The following is an 18,003-nucleotide window of genomic DNA, read 5'->3' on the forward strand; positions in this document are numbered from 1 at the left end:
AGTGGTGGGTGATGACGGGATCGAACCGCCGACCCCCTCCTTGTAAGGGAGGTGCTCTCCCAGCTGAGCTAATCACCCACTTCTCAATTTCTTGTTCTACACGGCGGAGACTACGTAAAGTAGTTGGTGGGTGATGACGGGTTCGAACCGCCGACCCCCTCCTTGTAAGGGAGGTGCTCTCCCAGCTGAGCTAATCACCCCCGCTGTGTGGAGTCGCATTATAGGGAGAGTTGAAAATGAGTCAACGCATTTTCTAAAGAAATTGTTCGTTCGTCGTAAATTTAAACAAAACGATCGCAAAACAATCCATGTCGCATGATTTGTATACGAAAATGGCAAAGCGTGATGTTCCAACCCGATGAACATTGAGGAATCAGACCACAGTGATAGAATACCAGCCTGATAATCTTCCCTGGATTTGCCGGTTGTCGGCATCTTTATAAACGTAAGGCCATTTCATGAAAATCAAAACTCGCTTCGCGCCAAGCCCGACAGGTTACCTGCACGTCGGCGGTGCGCGTACTGCTCTTTATTCCTGGCTTTTTGCACGTAACCATGGCGGTGAGTTTGTGCTGCGTATTGAAGACACCGATCTCGAACGCTCCACGCCGGAAGCTATTGAAGCCATTATGGATGGCATGAACTGGCTGAATCTGGAGTGGGATGAAGGCCCGTATTTCCAGACTAAACGTTTTGACCGTTACAATGCTGTCATCGATGAGATGCTGGAAGCGGGGACGGCATATAAATGCTACTGCTCCAAAGAGCGTCTGGAACAGCTGCGTGAAGAACAGATGGCAAAAGGTGAAAAACCACGTTACGACGGTCGCTGCCGTCACGGTCACGAACATCACGCTGCTGATGAACCTTGCGTGGTGCGTTTTGCTAACCCGCAGGATGGGTCCGTTATTTTTGATGATCAGATCCGTGGGCCGATCGAATTCAGCAACCAGGAGCTGGACGACCTGATTATCCGCCGTACAGATGGTTCCCCGACCTATAACTTCTGCGTCGTTGTTGATGACTGGGATATGGAAATCACCCACGTCATTCGTGGTGAAGACCATATCAACAACACCCCGCGTCAGATCAACATCCTGAAAGCGCTGAACGCGCCGGTGCCGGTTTACGCGCACGTGTCGATGATCAACGGCGACGACGGCAAAAAACTCTCTAAACGTCACGGTGCGGTCAGCGTGATGCAGTATCGCGACGACGGCTACCTGCCGGAAGCGTTGCTGAACTATCTGGTACGTCTGGGTTGGTCCAGCGGCGATCAGGAGATCTTCACCCGTGAAGAAATGATCAAGCTGTTCTCTCTTGGTGCGGTGAGCAAGTCTGCGAGCGCATTTAACACTGAAAAACTGCAGTGGCTGAACCACCACTACATTAATGCACTGGCGCCAGAATATGTGGCGACGCATCTGCAGTGGCACATTGAGCAGGAAAATATCGATACGCGCGTCGGCCCGCAGTTGTCTGAGCTGGTAAAACTGCTGGGTGAACGCTGCAAGACGCTGAAAGAGATGGCGCAGAGCTGCCGCTATTTCTATGAAGACTTTGCTGAGTTCGATGCCGATGCGGCGAAGAAACACCTGCGTCCGGTTGCGCGTCAGCCACTGGAAGTGGTTCGCGACAAACTGGCTGCTATCAGTGAATGGACCGCGGAAAACGTGCACCACGCGATTCAGGCAACCGCTGATGAGCTGGAAGTGGGCATGGGTAAAGTCGGGATGCCGCTGCGCGTAGCCGTAACCGGTGCGGGTCAGTCTCCGGCGTTAGACGTTACGGTGCATGCGATTGGTAAATCTCGCAGCATTGAACGTATTAACAAGGCGCTGGCGTTTATTGCTGAGCGTGAAAGTCAGCAATAAGACAGAGTGATCGATAAAAAAACGGCAGGGGCGCATCCTGCCGTTTTTTTTTGCCTGTTATTCAGACTCATCAATGCCCAGACGGGTCAGGAAAGTGCGAATACCTTCGCGCGAAATATACATCGCCAGCTTTTCCTGTTCCGTTGGCGACATGTTATCCAGTGCGCTGATTATCTGACGGCAGGCGTGACTGCGAACCACGTGTGTATACTCGGCAAGCGGTTCTTCTGCCTGATAAAATTCCGGTGCCTTGCGAAAAGCTGGAATATTGAGAAGAAACTCTCGGACGCCGGCATCAATATGAATAAGCCTTGCGCGACCACCTTTAACACCGGGAAACTTTTCGGTTGTCCAGTTTTGCTCTCTGATCCAACGATTGACGGTTTGTTTGGCGACACCGAGACATTCAGCCAGCTCTTCGGTGGTCATTTTACTGCGTAATTTTTTCATATTATTTGTTGTCGCGAATCCCTAAGCGTTGTAATAAACCCGTAATGCCTTCACGCAGGATCAGCGACGTAAACATTTTCTGTTCTGATGGCGTCATTTCTTTGGCGAGTCTTATCAGTAGAGCTTCGATGGAGGTGTCACCGGATAAAGATAAATTATCTGATAAGCCTTCCGCTGAACGCTCAGCGCTGCGAATGTATTCACGAACTTGTTCGGTAACGTGAACCAGACGGGCTTTACCGCCCTGAACACCGGGTTTGGGTGAGGTAGCCCAACCTTCCTTGCGCACCCATTTATTGATGGTCTGTCGGCTGTATCCGGTCAGATTAGCAAGTTCTTCTGGCGTCATCCGTTCCTTGAACATAACGATTCCCTGAATGGTCGTGGGGTTAATTAGTGGCTCATTTTATAGCACCATTTTAGTAGAAACCGTGACGCGTTTAACTACTGAATGCGAGCTGTTGCGCAATGTTCTTCATTTGCCTGCTTTTTCAGCGATTGAATTCTATGAGTTAATTTTGCCGTTGACACACGCGAAGGGAATTCATATGATGCCGCCCGTCAACTCGACAAGCTTTACGTGACGGGGCTATAGCTCAGCTGGGAGAGCGCTTGCATGGCATGCAAGAGGTCAGCGGTTCGATCCCGCTTAGCTCCACCAAATTTAATCCCAATGAATTTGGTACGTAAACGCATCGTGGGGCTATAGCTCAGCTGGGAGAGCGCTTGCATGGCATGCAAGAGGTCAGCGGTTCGATCCCGCTTAGCTCCACCAAAATTGAAACCCTCGCTGAAAAGCGGGGGTTTTTTGCATTTGATTCCTGCCTGCGTTTCTCGTTTATTTGCTTATATTGCTGGATAACAGACATAAAAAAACCGGGGAGAATCTCCCCGGTTTGGTAACGGCTGTATTGATGTCGTCTTACAGCACCAGTGCTGCAATGGAAGCAGACAGTACGCTGACCAGCGTAGAACCGTATACCAGTTTCAGACCAAAGCGGGAAACCACGTTACCTTGCTCTTCGTTCAGGCCTTTAATTGCACCTGCAATGATACCGATAGAAGAGAAGTTCGCGAAGGAAACCAGGAACACAGAGATAATGCCTTCAGCGCGCGGAGAGAGCGTAGAGGCGATTTTCTGTAGGTCCATCATTGCGACGAATTCGTTGGAAACCAGTTTGGTTGCCATGATACTGCCCACCTGCAGCGCTTCGCTGGACGGCACACCCATCACCCACGCAATCGGGTAGAAGATGTAACCCAGGATGCCCTGGAAGGAGATGCTGTAGCCAAACCAACCGGTCACGGTAGCGAACAGGGCGTTCAGGGCAGCGATCAGCGCGATGAAACCAATCAGCATTGCTGCAACGATAATCGCAACTTTGAAGCCTGCCAGAATGTATTCGCCCAACATCTCGAAGAAGCTCTGACCTTCGTGCAGATTGGACATCTGAATATTTTCTTCGCTGGCATCAACGGTATAAGGGTTGATCAGTGACAGAACGATAAAGGTGCTGAACATGTTCAGAACCAGCGCAGCAACAACGTATTTTGGTTCCAGCATGGTCATGTACGCGCCGACGATAGACATGGAAACGGTAGACATCGCCGTTGCTGCCATGGTGTACATGCGGTTGCGAGACATTTTACCGAGGATATCTTTATAGGCGATAAAGTTCTCGGATTGACCCAGGATCAGGGAGCTGACGGCGTTGAAGGATTCCAGCTTGCCCATACCGTTCACTTTGGATAACAGGAAACCAATCGCGCGGATGATAACCGGCAGAACACGGATATGCTGCAAAATACCGATCAGGGCGGAGATAAAGACGATAGGGCACAGCACTTTCAGGAAGAAGAATGCCAGGCCTTTATCGTTCATGCTGCCGAAGACAAAGTTAGTCCCTTCATTAGCGAATCCGAGCAGTTTCTCAAACATCTCGGAGAAGCCTCTTACAAAGCCCAGGCCGACATCAGAGTTCAGGAAGAACCATGCCAGTAACACTTCGATAACAAGCAATTGAATAACATAACGAATGCGGATTTTTTTACGGTCACTGCTTACCAGCAGTGCGAGTACCGCAACCACGGCAAGGGCCAGGACAAAGTGAAGAACGCGGTCCATATTTGCTCCAAATTTGAGGCAGATTTAGTTTTCGTGCACATTCTATGTAACAACAGTAAAGAAAACGAGATCAAACACACACTATAATAAGGACCTGTGACGAGATTCAAAATTAGTGATCGATGATACACTTCTGTTATGTTTAGTATGGAAGTGAAAAGTTATGTCACTGTGCTAATCTCATAACAATAATCAAACATCTTACCGGCATTTCTAAATTTCTTACCGTTCCATAGACAAACGCTATCAGAGAAATCAACTTCACCCATTAAAATGAATTTGATAATCATTCTCAATAGGCGTAGCTTGAAACATAGCAAAGGCTATGTTTCTGAGGCACTAAAATGACTAACGATCGCGTTGAGAGTAGCAGTGGACGGGCAGCGCGCAAGTTGAAGCTCGCATTAATGGGACCTGCGTTCATCGCGGCGATCGGCTATATCGATCCAGGTAACTTTGCTACCAATATCCAGGCAGGGGCTAGCTTTGGCTACAAACTGTTGTGGGTTGTGGTCTGGGCAAACCTGATGGCGATGCTGATTCAGGTGCTATCGGCCAAGCTTGGCATTGCCACCGGCAAAAATCTGGCGGAACAGATCCGTGATCATTATCCTCGTCCAGTGGTTTGGTTTTACTGGGTACAGGCCGAAATTATTGCGATGGCGACCGATCTTGCAGAATTTATTGGCGCTGCGATTGGCTTTAAACTCATCCTTGGCGTTTCGCTGCTGCAGGGGGCTGTGCTCACGGGTATTGCGACATTTTTAATTCTGATGCTGCAGCGCCGCGGGCAGAAACCCCTGGAAAAAGTGATCGGCGGTTTGTTGTTGTTCGTGGCTGCGGCATATATTGTCGAGCTGATCTTTTCCCAACCGAACCTTACGCAGCTGAGCAAAGGGATGGTTATACCGAGCCTGCCTAATTCTGAAGCGGTGTTCCTGGCGGCCGGTGTGCTTGGCGCCACCATCATGCCGCACGTCATTTATCTGCACTCCTCCTTAACCCAGCATCTGCACGGCGGAACACGTCAACAGCGCTATGCGGCCACGAAATGGGATGTGGCTATCGCCATGACGATTGCCGGATTTGTCAATCTGGCGATGATGGCGACTGCAGCAGCCGCGTTTCACTTTAGCGGGCATACTGGTATCGCAGACCTGGACCAGGCCTATCTGACGCTTGAACCGCTGTTAAGTCATGCTGCGGCAACCGTGTTTGGTTTAAGTCTGGTGGCGGCAGGGCTTTCCTCTACCGTGGTTGGCACGCTGGCGGGGCAGGTGGTTATGCAAGGGTTTATCCGCTTTCATATCCCGCTCTGGGTGCGCCGTAGCGTCACCATGATGCCGTCATTTATTGTGATTTTAATGGGGCTTGATCCCACCCGGATACTGGTGATGAGTCAGGTATTACTCAGTTTTGGTATCGCTCTGGCTCTGGTACCGCTACTGATTTTTACCAGCAACAGCCAACTGATGGGGGATTTAGTTAATAGCCGTTGGGTAAAACAGGTTGGCTGGGTGATTGTGGTGCTGGTCGTGGCACTGAATATCTGGTTGCTGGTCGGGACCGTGCTCGGATTGTAGCAGGGCTTTCATCCGCTGTGGTTACCCGGTCAAGCCGGGTAACCCTCATGATTATTTTTTATTTAAGTGGCTACGGTAGGTATCAAGTACCACTGCAACGATTATCACGGCTCCTGTTATAAAACGTTTTGTCGGTTCGCTTGCGCCAACTTGCGCCAGTCCCGCAGCCAGAACGGAAATGATCAACGCGCCAAGAAACGTACAGATAATAGAGCCACGTCCTCCCATCAGGCTTGTGCCACCAATCACAACTGCGGCAATCACCTGTAGTTCCATGCCAACGCCGCTATTGGGGTCGGCGGCTTCAAGGCGGGCAACCTGAAACAGCGAGGCCAGACCGGATAATCCCCCCATCAAGGCAAAGACTGCAATCTTATAGGGACCTGGATTTATACCTGATAATCGAACGGCTTCTTCATTGGTGCCAATACCGATCAAATGGCGACCAAATACGGTTCGCGTCAGCACCAGATGCCCGGCAACAATGACAACGATCGCGATAATAAAAGAAGGGGAGACGCCAAAGAGAATGGGGTCGGCTAAATAATCATAAATAGAACCGAGATACGCGGTCCGCGAGTCAGTTAACTGATACGCTGCTCCGCGGGCCATTTCCAGAACACCCAGTGAGACGATAAACGCCGGAATACGCCAGGCAACGGTAATCAGACCCGTTAGTGCCCCAACGAATGTGGCGAGTGCTACGCCTGAAAGCGCGGCCAGCCAGGGCGTCCAATGAAAATTTAAATAGGTGACGCTGACGACTGCAGCAGCAAGCGCCAGTAACGATCCAACGGAAAGGTCGATGCCGGCAATGATTAAGATAAATGTCATCCCCACCGACATGACGATTAAATCGGGGATCTGATTTGCAATAGTGCTGAAAGTGTTCATGCTCCAGAAATGAGAACTGAGGCATGAAAATAGGACGATCATTGCGGCTAACGCCCCGAGCAACCCGATATAGCTACTTAGGCCTTTCCATGACGTCGGTGTATTTCTTTTCTCTGCTGCCGCTTGTTTTGTCGCAAAATTGTTTTTCATTTTTTATCCCCGGCTACTCGCTGACAGTCTCTTCTGAATGCTGATAGGCCGAAAATGCAGCCGCTAAAATGCGATCCTGGCTCCAGTTATCACGTGTAAATGTGTTCACTAACTTGCCATCGGAAATGACCGCAATACGATCGCAAACCAGCATCAGTTCGCGTAGGTCACTGGAAACGACAACAACGCCTTTTCCCTTAGCCGTTAACGTATTCAGCAATTGATAAATATCTTGCTTGGCACCCACATCAATACCGCGAGTCGGCTCATCAAATAAGACGACTTCACAGTCTCGTTCCAGCCACCGGCTAATGAGAACTTTCTGCTGATTACCACCTGACAGGCTTTCCACGGCCTGTGAAGTGTTCGTTGTACGAACGCCTAAACTTTTAATGTGTTTATTCGCTAATGTCGTTTCACTCAATGTGTTAACGACCGACAAATGGCTAATTTTGTCGCTGTTACCCAACGAGATATTTGCGGCAACCGACTGTGGTAACAGAAGCCCTTCACCTTTACGATCCTCCGTGACTAATGCAATACCATGTCGGATAGCCTGTGCAGGCGAACGGATCACCACCGGTTTAAGTGGCGTACCAATCAGTAATGTGCCACTGTCTATTTTGTCTGCGCCAAAAATAGCGCGTAGCAGCTCTGTCCTGCCAGAGCCGACAAGGCCACTAATGCCGAGCACTTCGCCACTGTGCAAGGTGAACGACGTGTCCCGAATGATTTTCCCACGCTTAAAATTTTCCACTTTCAGAATGGGTTGACCTGCCTGGCGTCCACTTAAATCAAATGAACTTTCTAAATCGCGGCCGACCATCAACGAAACAAGTTGATCGCGGGTATAGCGTTTAATATCGTCCACGCAAACCAAATGACCATCACGTAGCACCGCGATGTCATCAGCAATCATCGCAAGCTCATCCAGTCGGTGAGAAATATAAATTATTGAAACGCCCCGGGCTTTGAAGAGCGCTATTTGTTTAAACAGCAGTTCGACCTCACGGCTACTGAGCATGGCTGTCGGTTCATCCAGAATCAGTACCCGGCTTTCACCAATCAGGTTTCTGGCGATTTCGATCATCTGTTGGTGACCAATACCCAATTCGCCCACCAGCGTAGTTGGATCGACCGATTGCAGCCCAACCATTGCCATCACCGGACGGGCCATTTCTGCTAGCTTTTTTCGATCGATCCAGCCGAATCGATGCGGAAGTTGTTCGAGAAATAAGTTTTCTGCAACCGACAACGTAGGCAGTAAATTGAGTTCTTGCATAACCATACGAACACCCAGCGTTTCCGCCTCTTTTCGGTTCGCAGGTGCGTAAGGCTGCCCCTGATAAACCATTTTTCCGGTCGTTGCGTTGGTTAACCCGCCAATAATTTTTGATAACGTACTTTTCCCGGCACCGTTTTCTCCCGTCAGGGCCAGTACTTTTCCTGGATATAATGCTAGCGTTACATCCACCAGAACAGGTTCACTGTAGGTTTTACCTACCCCCTGTATTGAGAGGATTTCTTGCCCACTTTTCATATTCTGGCCTTATCCGGTAAGCCGCTCTGATACTCAATTGATGGCAGTACCACAGCGGCGCACTGTTTTCCGCTTATTGTTTGACGATCAGTTTTATTGGTGTTTCTACGTTGCTAGAGAGCTCATTCTGTTTTTTGCCATTTTTTAAGGCATCAAGGGCGGCATCAATACCAAATACAGCTTGTTGAGAGGCAAATTGGTCCGCAGTTGCTAAAACACGACCGTCATTTAACATGGGCTTAATCGCTTCGATATTGTCATAGCCGACAACCAGAACCTGTCCTTTTTTCCCGGCAGAGCGGATGGCAGAAACGGCACCTAATGCCATATTATCGTTATCGGCTAACAGTGCTTTGATATCAGGATACTCACTTAACATTGCCGCCGCGACCGCATTGGCGTTGTTAATTTCCCATTGGCCAGATTGCACAGAAACGACTTTCATGCCGCCCTGCGCCATTGCATTTTGGAAGCCCAGAGTACGTTGCTGAGAGTTGCTGGAGGTAGGGATGCCTTCAATAATACCAACCTGATCGCCGGCCTTAAGATGCTTCGCTAAATAATCGCCAATTTCTTTTGCACCTTTTTGGTTATCCGGGCCAACAAAAGGAATATTCAGGTTTTTATCTTTAAGCACACTGTCATCAAATTTGTTATCAATGTTGATGACAATAATACCTGCATCAATTGCTTTCTTAATGACCGGTACAAGGGCTTTCGAGTCTGATGGCGCAATGATAATCGCGTCGGCTTTCGAGACAATCATTTGTTCAACGATCTGGATTTGATTTGCCGTATCCGTTTCGTTTTTGATGCCGTTAGAAATCAAATCAAACTTGTCGGCATTTTTTTTCTGATACTCTTTTGCTCCGGTTTCCATGGTCAGGAAAAACTCATTTGCCAGTGACTTCATCACCAGCGCGACTTTAGGTTTATGCGTCTGAGTATCGGCGGCAAAAGCGGGGACGGTGAAAGTGGCGGAAAGCGCTAAACCGACTGTGGCACTGATAACACGATAAAACATTTTATTTTTCATGAAATTATCCTATAGGTGTAGGGGCTGAATGATGCTCTAAACAGCTACTGCATACGATGATAAACGAGTGAATTGTTGGGCATATTTGATGCACCTTTACGTTCAACTTTCAACGAGGCAAACGCAGAAGCGTACTGCGCTGCATTGATGAGTCCTTTACCGTTTGCAATGCATGCAGCCAGTGCCCCGGTAAAGGCATCGCCTGCTCCACTGGTATCGACGACGGCTGATTTATAGGCAGGAATATGAGTGAAAACTGTGCCATCAAAGATCAGACAACCGTCGCTACCTAACGTGATAATGACGCATTTTGCGCCTTGCACATAAATGCTCCTGGCGGCATTTTTGGCCGAATAGATATCAACAATGTTGATACCAGATAACGCTTCAGCTTCAATTTTGTTCGGCGTAATAATGTCAATTAAATGCAATATTTCTTTGATCTCTGAAACATAAGGTGCCGGATTCAGGACAACCAGCGATTTTCCGAGTTTTGCCTGCATGATAGCGAAACGTGTGATCGGAAAATTATTCTCCAGCTGAGTTAAAAAAACTTTGCAATTACGAATGGTATCAATATCCAATAGAATATCTTCCTGGGTAAATGTTTCATTGGCCCCAAGATCGATACTGATCATATTGTCACCTGTGGCACCTGAAACCCATACCATTGCAATGCCCGTGGATGACATTTCATTTTCAAAAAAAGAAAAAGAAGAAATTTCAGTATTGGTTAAATATCTTTTGGCTTTTTTTGAAAACTCATCGGCTCCTAACTTAACGGTAAGATGAACATTATTATTGATTTTAGCTGCGGCAACTGCCTGGTTTGTGCCTTTGCCTCCGGCATAAAAACGGGTTGCAGACGCTCGGATAGTCTGGCCAATCTGAGGAAATGTCGTCGTTTCAGAAACAATATCTATATTAAATGAACCAAGTATGTAAATGCTATCATCAATATAGCTATTTTGCTTGGCATGAGCAGAAACCGATGTAATTTCTTTGTGGCTTTTGAACTCATTCAATATGGTGTTGGTGAAAGACTGCTCAAATAATGATTCATCAGGTGCGCTTTTTATTTGTGCACCACCATGAAATAACGAGAAAAGACTATTCTGACTTAATTCATTTAAGTCATTACGGATCGTGCGAGTTGTGACAGATAATTCCTTTGCTAATTCGCTAACATAAACCTTCTTATCGGTTACTAACTTAACCCGAATGGCCTTTTGTCTTTCTTGTTTTTTCATTAGCGCTCACCCCAGGTTTTATAATATTAAATTAATGTTAATATTTATCGCGCAAAGTTCAAAAAAAACACGATAAATCGGAATTTTTTTTTCCGATTTTGCGAATTTGTGAAATGAACAGGAAATTTACGGGAAAACAGGGGGGAGCGGATGTGACTGCTCGTCATCTGGCGATTGGCGAAGCGTGATGCAAAAAGGGCCTGGGTATAGACACAGGCCCTGGGTAACTCGATGATTTTTGTGAGCAGTACTCCCCGCAAGATGGGGATTTGTTACATTAATGGCGGTGCCCGTGGCCACGTCCACGCCCGCGATGGTCATCGCGATCGTTCCAGCCTTCACGATAGCCACGCTCATAAGCTTTGCGCTTATCCCAGCCGCGATGATAGCCGTTGTCATGACGCCACCAACGATTTTTACGCCATTCATAATTATGGTGCCAGTAATCCCGGTCACGCCAGCGCCCACCGTCCCAGTAGTTGCCGTAGTTATCGCGATCGCCAATTTGTAATTTAATCGACGGCAGCAGGGTGATTTCGCCAGCGTTTGCGGCCAGCGGTGCAAAAGCCAATAACACTGCCGCCAGAATCAGTGACCTGAACATTCTTTCTCTCCTTCACGATCGAGCCGTAGCCGGCCTGTTAACGCAATATTACGGGGCAGTAAAGCCCCGTTTCATCGCCTTAACTCTTAAATCGTCAGAGAGCGCATTTTTTGTTAATAAATGTGTCTTTATTTCCATCAACCCAGGATGGCGTCGATCTCCGCACACTCTTCGGGAGATAAATGACGGTTTGCCAGCATGCCAACGGCATCTTCAATTTGCGCAGGTTTGCTGGCACCAATCAGTACTGACGTCACCTTATCATCGCGGAGAACCCAGGCTAACGCCATTTGGGACAGCTTTTGTCCCCGGCGCTCGGCCAGCGCATTAAGAGCACGGACTTTTTCCAGTTTTTGTGGGGTGATTTGGTCTGGGTTGAGAAAACGACTGGCGCTCGCTGCCCGGGAATCCGCCGGAATACCGTTCAGATAGCGGTCAGTTAATTGCCCGCCAGCCAGCGGGGAAAAGGCGATACTGCCCACACCTTTCTCCTGTAAGAGTGATAGCAGTCCCCTCTCAACCTCGCGCTCAAACATGGAATATTTCGGCTGGTGGATGAGACATGGCGTCCCTAAATCATCGAGTATTTCGATCGCCTGTCTGGCGAGATCAGTCGGATAGTTAGAGAGTCCTACGTACAACGCTTTCCCCTGACGCACAATATGATCCAGCGCGTTCATGGTTTCTCTGAGCGGAGTTTGGGGATCAGGGCGGTGATGATAGAAGATATCAACATACTCCAGTCCCATACGTTTCAGGCTTTGATCGAGGCTGGCAATCAGGTACTTGCGCGATCCCCAATCACCGTAGGGACCTTCCCACATGGTATAGCCCGCTTTGGTCGAGATTATCAGTTCATCCCGGTACGATAAAAAATCTTCCTGCAGGATGCGACCGAAGTTTCGTTCAGCCGAACCCGGCGGCGGGCCGTAATTATTCGCCAGATCAAAATGGCTGATCCCCAGATCGAAGGCGCGCTGTAATAAGGTCCGGCTGTTTTCGACCTGAGTGGTATCACCAAAATTGTGCCACAAACCCAGAGAGACAATCGGCAGTTTGAGCCCGCTCTGACCGCAGCGGCGGTATTCCATTGTGTGATAGCGATTTTCGTTAGCCTGATAAACCATGTCGCCTCCTTCCAGAACATATGTGTCTTTCAGTGTATACGGTTACACAATCGATTCTTCAAGGAAATTTAAATCGCCAAAACTGTACATCCTGCTTTCCACCTCCTTCGCAGCGACATTCCTGGACAGTCATCGCAGTTCTTCGATACTCAACATGAGGTTACCGTCAGAAGGATAGCTGTCATGCAAACCCCGTATTCCGTTGCTGATTATCTGCTGGACAGGCTGGCAGGCTGTGGCATTGACCATCTGTTTGGTGTGCCGGGCGATTACAATTTACAGTTTCTTGACCACGTCATTGAGCACTCAAGCGTGCGTTGGGTCGGGTGTGCGAATGAATTGAATGCGGCGTATGCCGCGGATGGCTATGCCCGGGTAGTCGGAGCGGGAGCGCTGCTTACCACTTTTGGTGTGGGCGAGTTAAGCGCAATTAATGGTATTGCAGGAAGTTACGCGGAATACGTTCCTGTCCTGCATATTGTCGGGGCCCCATGTCGCAGCGCTCAGCGTCGTGGCGAGTTAATGCATCACACCCTCGGCGACGGTGACTTTCAGCATTTCTACCGTATGCAACAGTCAGTGACGGTCGCCAGTGCAGTGCTGGATGAACAAAATGCCTGCTATGAAATTGACCGCGTGTTGCAAGCGATGTTAACCGAAAGACGACCGGGTTACCTGATGCTACCTGCTGATGTTGCGAAACAACCTGCTACACCACCGAGTGACATACTCATTGTTAACTTGAGCGAGCCGGAAAGTAGTGTAGCTGCTGCGTTTCGCTATCATGCACGTGAGCAGTTGCTGGACAGTTCACGCGTGTCGCTATTAGCCGATTTTCTCGCGCTACGATTTGGCTTGCAGCCCGTTTTACAACGCTGGATGACGGAAACGCCGATGGCTCATGCCACGCTGTTGATGGGCAAAGGATTGTTTGATGAGCGGCATCCTGCGTTTGTGGGCACATACAGTGCGGGGGCCAGCAGTGATTATGTGCGTGAGGCGATAGAAGATGCTGATACGATTATTTGCGTCGGTACCCGGTTTGTTGACACGCTGACCGCCGGGTTTACGCAAAACTTACCTCCCGAGCGCACTATTGAGGTTCAACCCCATGCGTCGCGGGTTGGGGGAAGCTGGTTTAACATCCCGATGGAACAGGCGGTTACTACGCTACGGGAACTGTGCCTGGAAATGTCGTTTTCGCTTCCGCCTGAACGTCCTTGTGCCGGGCGTCTGCAGGTTGAGAAAGGCCCTCTGACGCAGGAAAATTTCTGGCATACGGTGCAACAGTATCTGGCCCCCGACGACATTATCCTTGTCGATCAGGGGACCGCAGCATTTGGCGCAGCTGCGCTGTCACTTCCTGCCGGGGCGGAGGTTCTGGTCCAGCCGCTATGGGGGTCAATCGGTTACGCTTTGCCCGCTGCATTTGGGGCGCAAACAGCCTTCCCGCACCGTAGGGTGATCCTGATTATTGGCGATGGTGCGGCACAGCTCACCATTCAGGAATTGGGAACCATGCTTAGAGACGGGCAAACTCCTGTTATTTTACTGCTCAATAATGACGGTTATACCGTGGAACGTGCCATTCATGGTGCGAACCAGCGATACAATGATATAGCCGGATGGAGCTGGACGCTGGTGCCACAGGCGCTAAGTCGTGAATGTCAGGCGGAATGCTGGCGCGTGAAGCAGGCTGTCCAACTGGAAGAGGTTCTGGCTCGTCTGGCAAAACCGCAACGCCTCTCGTTGATAGAAGTGGTGTTGCCGAAGGCTGACCTTCCAGAACTCTTGCGCACGGTGACCCGTGCGCTGGAATCCCGCAACGGGGGATAGCTACTTATCGGGGTGGTCAGCAATCATCATTGGTTTTCCGGCTAAGAGCAGCCAGGCCGGAAGCATAACGATGCACAACAGCGGTAGTAGGGTGGTGTCCGGCACCACCACTGCCGCCATAAACAGGCTCAGCCATGCATCACGAGTGACGACCAGTACCAATCCCAGAATGGCGCAGGAGACCGTAATCGCGGCAGGAACGGCTTCGACATGGGCGTGCAGCATCAGCCCCAGCGCGACGCCAACGAATACCGCAGGGAAAATCCGCCCACCGCGAAAACCACTCGCTGCAGCCACAACCAGTGCAGCCAGCTTTATCACCGCCAGCATGAAATAGTCCGAGGCTCCCAGTGTCTGGCTAAATGCCATTTGCTGCATCTCATCCAGGCCCTTAAACAGGGTTAGTGGTCCTCCGATGACACCCAGAATACCGAGGATAAAGCCTCCAACGCCGAGGATCAGCACCGGGTGTTTCAGGCGATGCATCAGATGGTGCAAACGAGGCAGGCACCACACGGCCACCATCCCCGCCGCGATAGCAATGGCAGCAACGACCGCGCCGCTGAAGATATCGACCAGATGCATCTGCGTATAGTGCGCGATAGGCAATGAAAAGTGGGGATGAAAGAACAGGCTGGTGGTGAGTGAACCTGCCGCGGCGGCCATTAACGGTGCGAACAGACGATCCCATAGGGGGACATCGTTGGAGCTGTTCAGCGTTTGCGAAAAGACCAGCGCAGCGGCAACCGGGGTACCAAATAGCGCCCCGATGGTGCCAGCAGAGGCGAGGATGGTCCAGTCCAGCTTTGCAATTCGCGGAAACATGCGGCTACCAATCGCCACTGCCAGCGCAATGTTAACGGTCATGATGGGGTGCTCTGGACCCAAACTGACGCCACCCGCGAGGCCAATTATCAGGGCGACCAGCAGTCCGGGCAATGCAGACGTCGAAACGGGCATACCGATTAAGGGTTCGCAGGCTGGGTCAGGGCCAGCATGACCATGACTGTAGCGGATGATGAGCCCGACCATCACCCCGGTAAGCGTCAGCATAGTAATAATCCAGAATGGAGAATCCTGGGCAATACCGATGCTTATGGGCAGACGTTCCCACAAAAATTGCTGTAAAACGGAAGCCACTTTCATCACAGCAATCAGCACCAGGCTGGACGCTACACCAATCAGCAACGCAGGCGTTGATAGCAAGAGCATCGTTCTGGCTCGCGGATGGAGCATTTTCTATTCCTTAATGCAGAGTCATAGACGTAGTTTGCACAGCCTGCCCAACGGCATCGCTGCAAAAGGTGCTGAAACGATAAAGTAATTCTGTGACCTGGATCGATATTCCACGGGCATCAGCCTTCAGGGCGTTGTTGTTATGCCCCCATGAATTTACAGTGTGACAAAGATGTATTCTGACTTTAGCGGAGCCGTGGAAGAATGACAAAATATGCTTTAGTGGGTGATGTTGGCGGCACCAATGCGCGTCTTGCTCTGTGCGATATTGCCAGTGGCGAGATTTCGCAGGCGAAAACCTATTCCGGGCTGGATTACCCAAGCCTTGAAGCCGTTGTGCGCGTGTACCTGGATGAGCATAGCGTTAGCGTCAAAGATGGCTGTATCGCTATTGCCTGCCCAATAACCGGCGACTGGGTGGCCATGACCAACCATACCTGGGCATTTTCTATTACCGAGATGAAAAAGAATCTGGGCTTTAGCCATCTGGAAATCATCAATGATTTCACAGCCGTATCAATGGCAATCCCAATGCTGAAAAAAGAGCATTTGATCCAGTTTGGCGGCGCTGAGCCTGTCGAGGGCAAACCTATTGCGGTCTATGGCGCAGGCACCGGTCTCGGCGTGGCGCATCTGGTTCATGTGGATAAACGCTGGGTGAGCCTGCCAGGCGAGGGGGGGCATGTAGATTTTGCGCCGAACAGCGAGGAAGAAGCGATTATCCTGGAAGTGCTGCGGGCTGAGATTGGTCACGTTTCTGCGGAGCGCGTGCTTTCTGGTCCTGGGCTGGTAAATCTGTATCGTGCGATTGTGAAATCCGACGGACGTTTGCCGGAAAATCTGCAACCGAAAGACATTACGGAACGCGCCCTGGCCGATTCCTGTATTGACTGTCGCCGTGCACTGTCGCTGTTTTGCGTCATCATGGGCCGGTTTGGCGGCGATCTGGCATTAACGCTGGGGACGTTTGGCGGGGTGTACATTGCTGGAGGCATAGTGCCGCGCTTCCTGGAATTCTTTAAAGCGTCGGGTTTTCGCGGTGGTTTTGAGGATAAAGGGCGCTTTAAAGCCTATGTGCAGGATATCCCGGTATATCTGATTGTGCATGATAATCCAGGTCTGCTTGGTTCCGGCGCGCACTTACGCCAGACGCTGGGGCACATTCTGTAAGACTCGTGCCGGAAGGTTGCTCTTAGTTAATTCAGTTTAGCCTGTAGCATGCTCTGTACGCGAAGTGGTCGCGAGTTAATGGTTTAGTTAGCTCGCGACCTGTTATTGTCAGTGAGATGTCGTGCTTGTTGCGTTTTGTATCGGCAGTTTCCCGGCTCTCAGTAGCACCATCTCTTGCTTGCACAGCAGTACGACAGCCTGACGAGCCTTCATTCGACGGGAGGTGAGGGCTTTTTTCACCGTACGGCGATCCGCACCCATTTCCAGCATCTGAAAACATAGCTGGGATAGCGCATGTCTGTATTTCATTGAAAATTCACTTTATTACGTTTTATAGCACCGGCAGTAGATCGCCATTTTACAACGATCCGCACGATCATGACTAATCGCACTATAAATGCATTAATTGCCTGAATTCTTTTACTTTGCTCCGGCTAACCGGGATTTCAAATTCCAGATCTTTTAATCGCAAAATATAGGTGTTGTTAAACCACGGTTCGATCTCGCGGATTTTGTTCAGGTTTACGCAGAATGAGCGGTGGCAGCGGAAAAAATGTGAAGCAGGCAGTTTGCTGCAAAATTCGGTGATGTTCATCGGCATGACATACGATTCGCGTCGCGTGTAGACGAAGGTCATCTTTTCATGGGCTTCAGCGTAGTAAATATCGTTGATTGGCGTAACGATGATCCGCTCGTCTTTGATCAGGTTGATCGTATCGTTTTCACGCATCACCGGGCTGGTAAGGGGGGTTCCTGTTTGCTGTTGCTGCCAGGCTGCCTCCAGTTTTTGCAACATGCCGACAATCCGTGATTCCTGGTACGGTTTCAGAATGTAGTCAAACGCTTCCAGTTCAAAGGCTTCAACAGCGTGTTCTTTCCAGGCAGTAATAAACACAATAAAGGGTTTATGCGCGAACTGACTGATGTTTTGCGCCAGCAGCACACCATCCAGTGACGGAATATTAATATCCAGAAAAATAGCGTCAACGCGGTTGTGCTGCAGGTATTTAAGCACATCCAGACCGTCGTCTAATGTGCCGACAATCTCCATCTGGCTGTGCTCTTTTATCAGCCAGCTAAGTTCCTGTTGGGCCAGGAATTCATCTTCAACAATGATGACTTTCACAA

At 49.8% G+C, this 18,003-nt stretch carries 17 protein-coding genes and 4 tRNA genes; 7 read left to right on the forward strand and 14 right to left on the reverse strand.

From position 1 onward, the window contains the following. Positions 1–2: 2 nt before the first annotated feature. Positions 3–78: transfer RNA gene (locus EHN13_RS10415), tRNA-Val, on the reverse strand. Positions 79–124: 46 nt separating this feature from the next. After that, positions 125–200: transfer RNA gene (locus EHN13_RS10420), tRNA-Val, on the reverse strand. 258 nt (positions 201–458) lie between these two features. On the opposite strand from EHN13_RS10420, the gene gltX reads away from it, so the two are divergent. Continuing rightward, positions 459–1,874: a glutamate--tRNA ligase gene (gene gltX / locus EHN13_RS10425; protein ID WP_048210996.1), complete on the forward strand. Its 1,416-nt coding sequence runs from the start codon at positions 459–461 to the stop codon at positions 1,872–1,874. A gap of 57 nt (positions 1,875–1,931) precedes the next feature. Here the strand turns inward: gltX and EHN13_RS10430 are convergent, their stop codons facing one another. Both EHN13_RS10430 and EHN13_RS10435 read right to left on the reverse strand, forming a co-directional pair. Continuing rightward, positions 1,932–2,324, reverse strand: a complete 393-nt coding sequence (locus EHN13_RS10430; protein ID WP_061068253.1) for a MerR family transcriptional regulator — start codon at positions 2,322–2,324, stop codon at positions 1,932–1,934. A gap of 1 nt (position 2,325) precedes the next feature. After that, positions 2,326–2,688 carry a YfeC-like transcriptional regulator gene (locus tag EHN13_RS10435; protein WP_003028277.1) on the reverse strand — a complete coding sequence of 121 codons (363 nt, stop codon included), beginning with the start codon at positions 2,686–2,688 and terminating at the stop codon, positions 2,326–2,328. A gap of 221 nt (positions 2,689–2,909) precedes the next feature. On the opposite strand from EHN13_RS10435, the gene EHN13_RS10440 reads away from it, so the two are divergent. Together EHN13_RS10440 and EHN13_RS10445 are read left to right on the forward strand one after the other, a co-directional pair. Further along, positions 2,910–2,985, forward strand: a tRNA-Ala gene (locus EHN13_RS10440). Positions 2,986–3,023: 38 nt separating this feature from the next. Further along, a tRNA-Ala gene (locus EHN13_RS10445) sits at positions 3,024–3,099 on the forward strand. Between the two features lie 147 nt (positions 3,100–3,246). On the opposite strand, the gene nupC is transcribed toward EHN13_RS10445, so the two are convergent. After that, on the reverse strand, positions 3,247–4,449 hold the full coding sequence (gene nupC / locus EHN13_RS10450; RefSeq protein WP_048210997.1) for a nucleoside permease NupC: 1,203 nt from the start codon (positions 4,447–4,449) through the stop codon (positions 3,247–3,249). 273 nt (positions 4,450–4,722) lie between these two features. Here nupC and EHN13_RS24570 point away from each other — a divergent pair, with 273 nt between their 5' ends. Further along, positions 4,723–4,797, forward strand: coding sequence for a hypothetical protein (locus EHN13_RS24570; protein WP_418219455.1), 75 nt, complete (start codon positions 4,723–4,725; stop codon positions 4,795–4,797). Further along, positions 4,794–6,032 carry an Nramp family divalent metal transporter gene (locus EHN13_RS10455; RefSeq protein ID WP_124021356.1) on the forward strand — a complete coding sequence of 413 codons (1,239 nt, stop codon included), beginning with the start codon at positions 4,794–4,796 and terminating at the stop codon, positions 6,030–6,032. The genes EHN13_RS24570 and EHN13_RS10455 overlap by 4 nt, the downstream gene beginning before the upstream one ends. A 51-nt stretch (positions 6,033–6,083) precedes the next feature. Here the strand turns inward: EHN13_RS10455 and EHN13_RS10460 are convergent, their stop codons facing one another. The 6 genes from EHN13_RS10460 to mgrA all read right to left on the reverse strand — a co-directional run bounded on the left by EHN13_RS10460 (position 6,084) and on the right by mgrA (position 12,633). Then, entirely contained in the window at positions 6,084–7,076 is a 993-nt protein-coding gene (locus tag EHN13_RS10460; protein WP_061068251.1) for an ABC transporter permease, read from the reverse strand. Positions 7,077–7,089: 13 nt separating this feature from the next. Next, entirely contained in the window at positions 7,090–8,616 is a 1,527-nt protein-coding gene (locus EHN13_RS10465) for a sugar ABC transporter ATP-binding protein (protein WP_124021357.1), read from the reverse strand. Between the two features lie 73 nt (positions 8,617–8,689). Beyond that, positions 8,690–9,652, reverse strand: a complete 963-nt coding sequence (locus tag EHN13_RS10470) for a sugar ABC transporter substrate-binding protein (RefSeq protein WP_124021358.1) — start codon at positions 9,650–9,652, stop codon at positions 8,690–8,692. A gap of 44 nt (positions 9,653–9,696) precedes the next feature. Continuing rightward, positions 9,697–10,902 carry a PfkB family carbohydrate kinase gene (locus tag EHN13_RS10475; protein ID WP_124021359.1) on the reverse strand — a complete coding sequence of 402 codons (1,206 nt, stop codon included), beginning with the start codon at positions 10,900–10,902 and terminating at the stop codon, positions 9,697–9,699. Positions 10,903–11,179: 277 nt separating this feature from the next. After that, positions 11,180–11,506, reverse strand: a complete 327-nt coding sequence (gene ypeC / locus EHN13_RS10480) for a DUF2502 domain-containing protein YpeC (protein WP_005122377.1) — start codon at positions 11,504–11,506, stop codon at positions 11,180–11,182. Between the two features lie 137 nt (positions 11,507–11,643). Next, the gene (gene mgrA / locus EHN13_RS10485) at positions 11,644–12,633 is read right to left on the reverse strand and encodes an L-glyceraldehyde 3-phosphate reductase (protein ID WP_048211004.1); all 990 of its coding nucleotides are present in this window, start codon (positions 12,631–12,633) and stop codon (positions 11,644–11,646) included. Between the two features lie 183 nt (positions 12,634–12,816). On the opposite strand from mgrA, the gene EHN13_RS10490 reads away from it, so the two are divergent. Next, positions 12,817–14,469, forward strand: coding sequence for an alpha-keto acid decarboxylase family protein (locus EHN13_RS10490; protein ID WP_124021360.1), 1,653 nt, complete (start codon positions 12,817–12,819; stop codon positions 14,467–14,469). Here EHN13_RS10490 and EHN13_RS10495 read toward each other — a convergent pair whose 3' ends face one another. After that, positions 14,470–15,705 carry an ion channel protein gene (locus tag EHN13_RS10495; protein WP_124021361.1) on the reverse strand — a complete coding sequence of 412 codons (1,236 nt, stop codon included), beginning with the start codon at positions 15,703–15,705 and terminating at the stop codon, positions 14,470–14,472. 204 nt (positions 15,706–15,909) lie between these two features. Between EHN13_RS10495 and glk the strand changes: the two genes are divergently transcribed. Beyond that, entirely contained in the window at positions 15,910–16,875 is a 966-nt protein-coding gene (glk, locus tag EHN13_RS10500) for a glucokinase (RefSeq protein ID WP_061068245.1), read from the forward strand. 108 nt (positions 16,876–16,983) lie between these two features. On the opposite strand, the gene EHN13_RS10505 is transcribed toward glk, so the two are convergent. Next, positions 16,984–17,184: a hypothetical protein gene (locus tag EHN13_RS10505; protein WP_075551355.1), complete on the reverse strand. Its 201-nt coding sequence runs from the start codon at positions 17,182–17,184 to the stop codon at positions 16,984–16,986. 82 nt (positions 17,185–17,266) lie between these two features. After that, complete coding sequence (locus EHN13_RS10510; RefSeq protein WP_124021362.1) at positions 17,267–18,001, reverse strand: LytR/AlgR family response regulator transcription factor; 735 nt, start codon at positions 17,999–18,001, stop codon at positions 17,267–17,269. Between the last annotated feature and the right edge of the window lie 2 nt (positions 18,002–18,003).

This window comes from Citrobacter youngae (assembly GCF_003818115.1).
Classification (GTDB): Bacteria; Pseudomonadota; Gammaproteobacteria; order Enterobacterales; family Enterobacteriaceae; genus Citrobacter; species Citrobacter youngae.

Bases quoted from the DNA above. Each gene is read 5' to 3' on its own strand.
- gltX (WP_048210996.1), top strand. From the start codon at position 459: ATGAAAATCAAAACTCGCTTCGCGCCAAGCCCGACAGGTTACCTGCAC.
- EHN13_RS10475 (WP_124021359.1), bottom strand. From the start codon at position 10,902: ATGAAAAAACAAGAAAGACAAAAGGCCATTCGGGTTAAGTTAGTAACC.
- EHN13_RS10455 (WP_124021356.1), top strand. From the start codon at position 4,794: ATGACTAACGATCGCGTTGAGAGTAGCAGTGGACGGGCAGCGCGCAAG.
- glk (WP_061068245.1), top strand. From the start codon at position 15,910: ATGACAAAATATGCTTTAGTGGGTGATGTTGGCGGCACCAATGCGCGT.
- EHN13_RS10435 (WP_003028277.1), bottom strand. From the start codon at position 2,688: ATGTTCAAGGAACGGATGACGCCAGAAGAACTTGCTAATCTGACCGGA.
- EHN13_RS10505 (WP_075551355.1), bottom strand. From the start codon at position 17,184: ATGAAATACAGACATGCGCTATCCCAGCTATGTTTTCAGATGCTGGAA.
- EHN13_RS10470 (WP_124021358.1), bottom strand. From the start codon at position 9,652: ATGAAAAATAAAATGTTTTATCGTGTTATCAGTGCCACAGTCGGTTTA.
- mgrA (WP_048211004.1), bottom strand. From the start codon at position 12,633: ATGGTTTATCAGGCTAACGAAAATCGCTATCACACAATGGAATACCGC.
- EHN13_RS10460 (WP_061068251.1), bottom strand. From the start codon at position 7,076: ATGAAAAACAATTTTGCGACAAAACAAGCGGCAGCAGAGAAAAGAAAT.
- ypeC (WP_005122377.1), bottom strand. From the start codon at position 11,506: ATGTTCAGGTCACTGATTCTGGCGGCAGTGTTATTGGCTTTTGCACCG.
- EHN13_RS10465 (WP_124021357.1), bottom strand. From the start codon at position 8,616: ATGAAAAGTGGGCAAGAAATCCTCTCAATACAGGGGGTAGGTAAAACC.
- EHN13_RS10495 (WP_124021361.1), bottom strand. From the start codon at position 15,705: ATGCTCCATCCGCGAGCCAGAACGATGCTCTTGCTATCAACGCCTGCG.
- nupC (WP_048210997.1), bottom strand. From the start codon at position 4,449: ATGGACCGCGTTCTTCACTTTGTCCTGGCCCTTGCCGTGGTTGCGGTA.
- EHN13_RS10430 (WP_061068253.1), bottom strand. From the start codon at position 2,324: ATGAAAAAATTACGCAGTAAAATGACCACCGAAGAGCTGGCTGAATGT.
- EHN13_RS10490 (WP_124021360.1), top strand. From the start codon at position 12,817: ATGCAAACCCCGTATTCCGTTGCTGATTATCTGCTGGACAGGCTGGCA.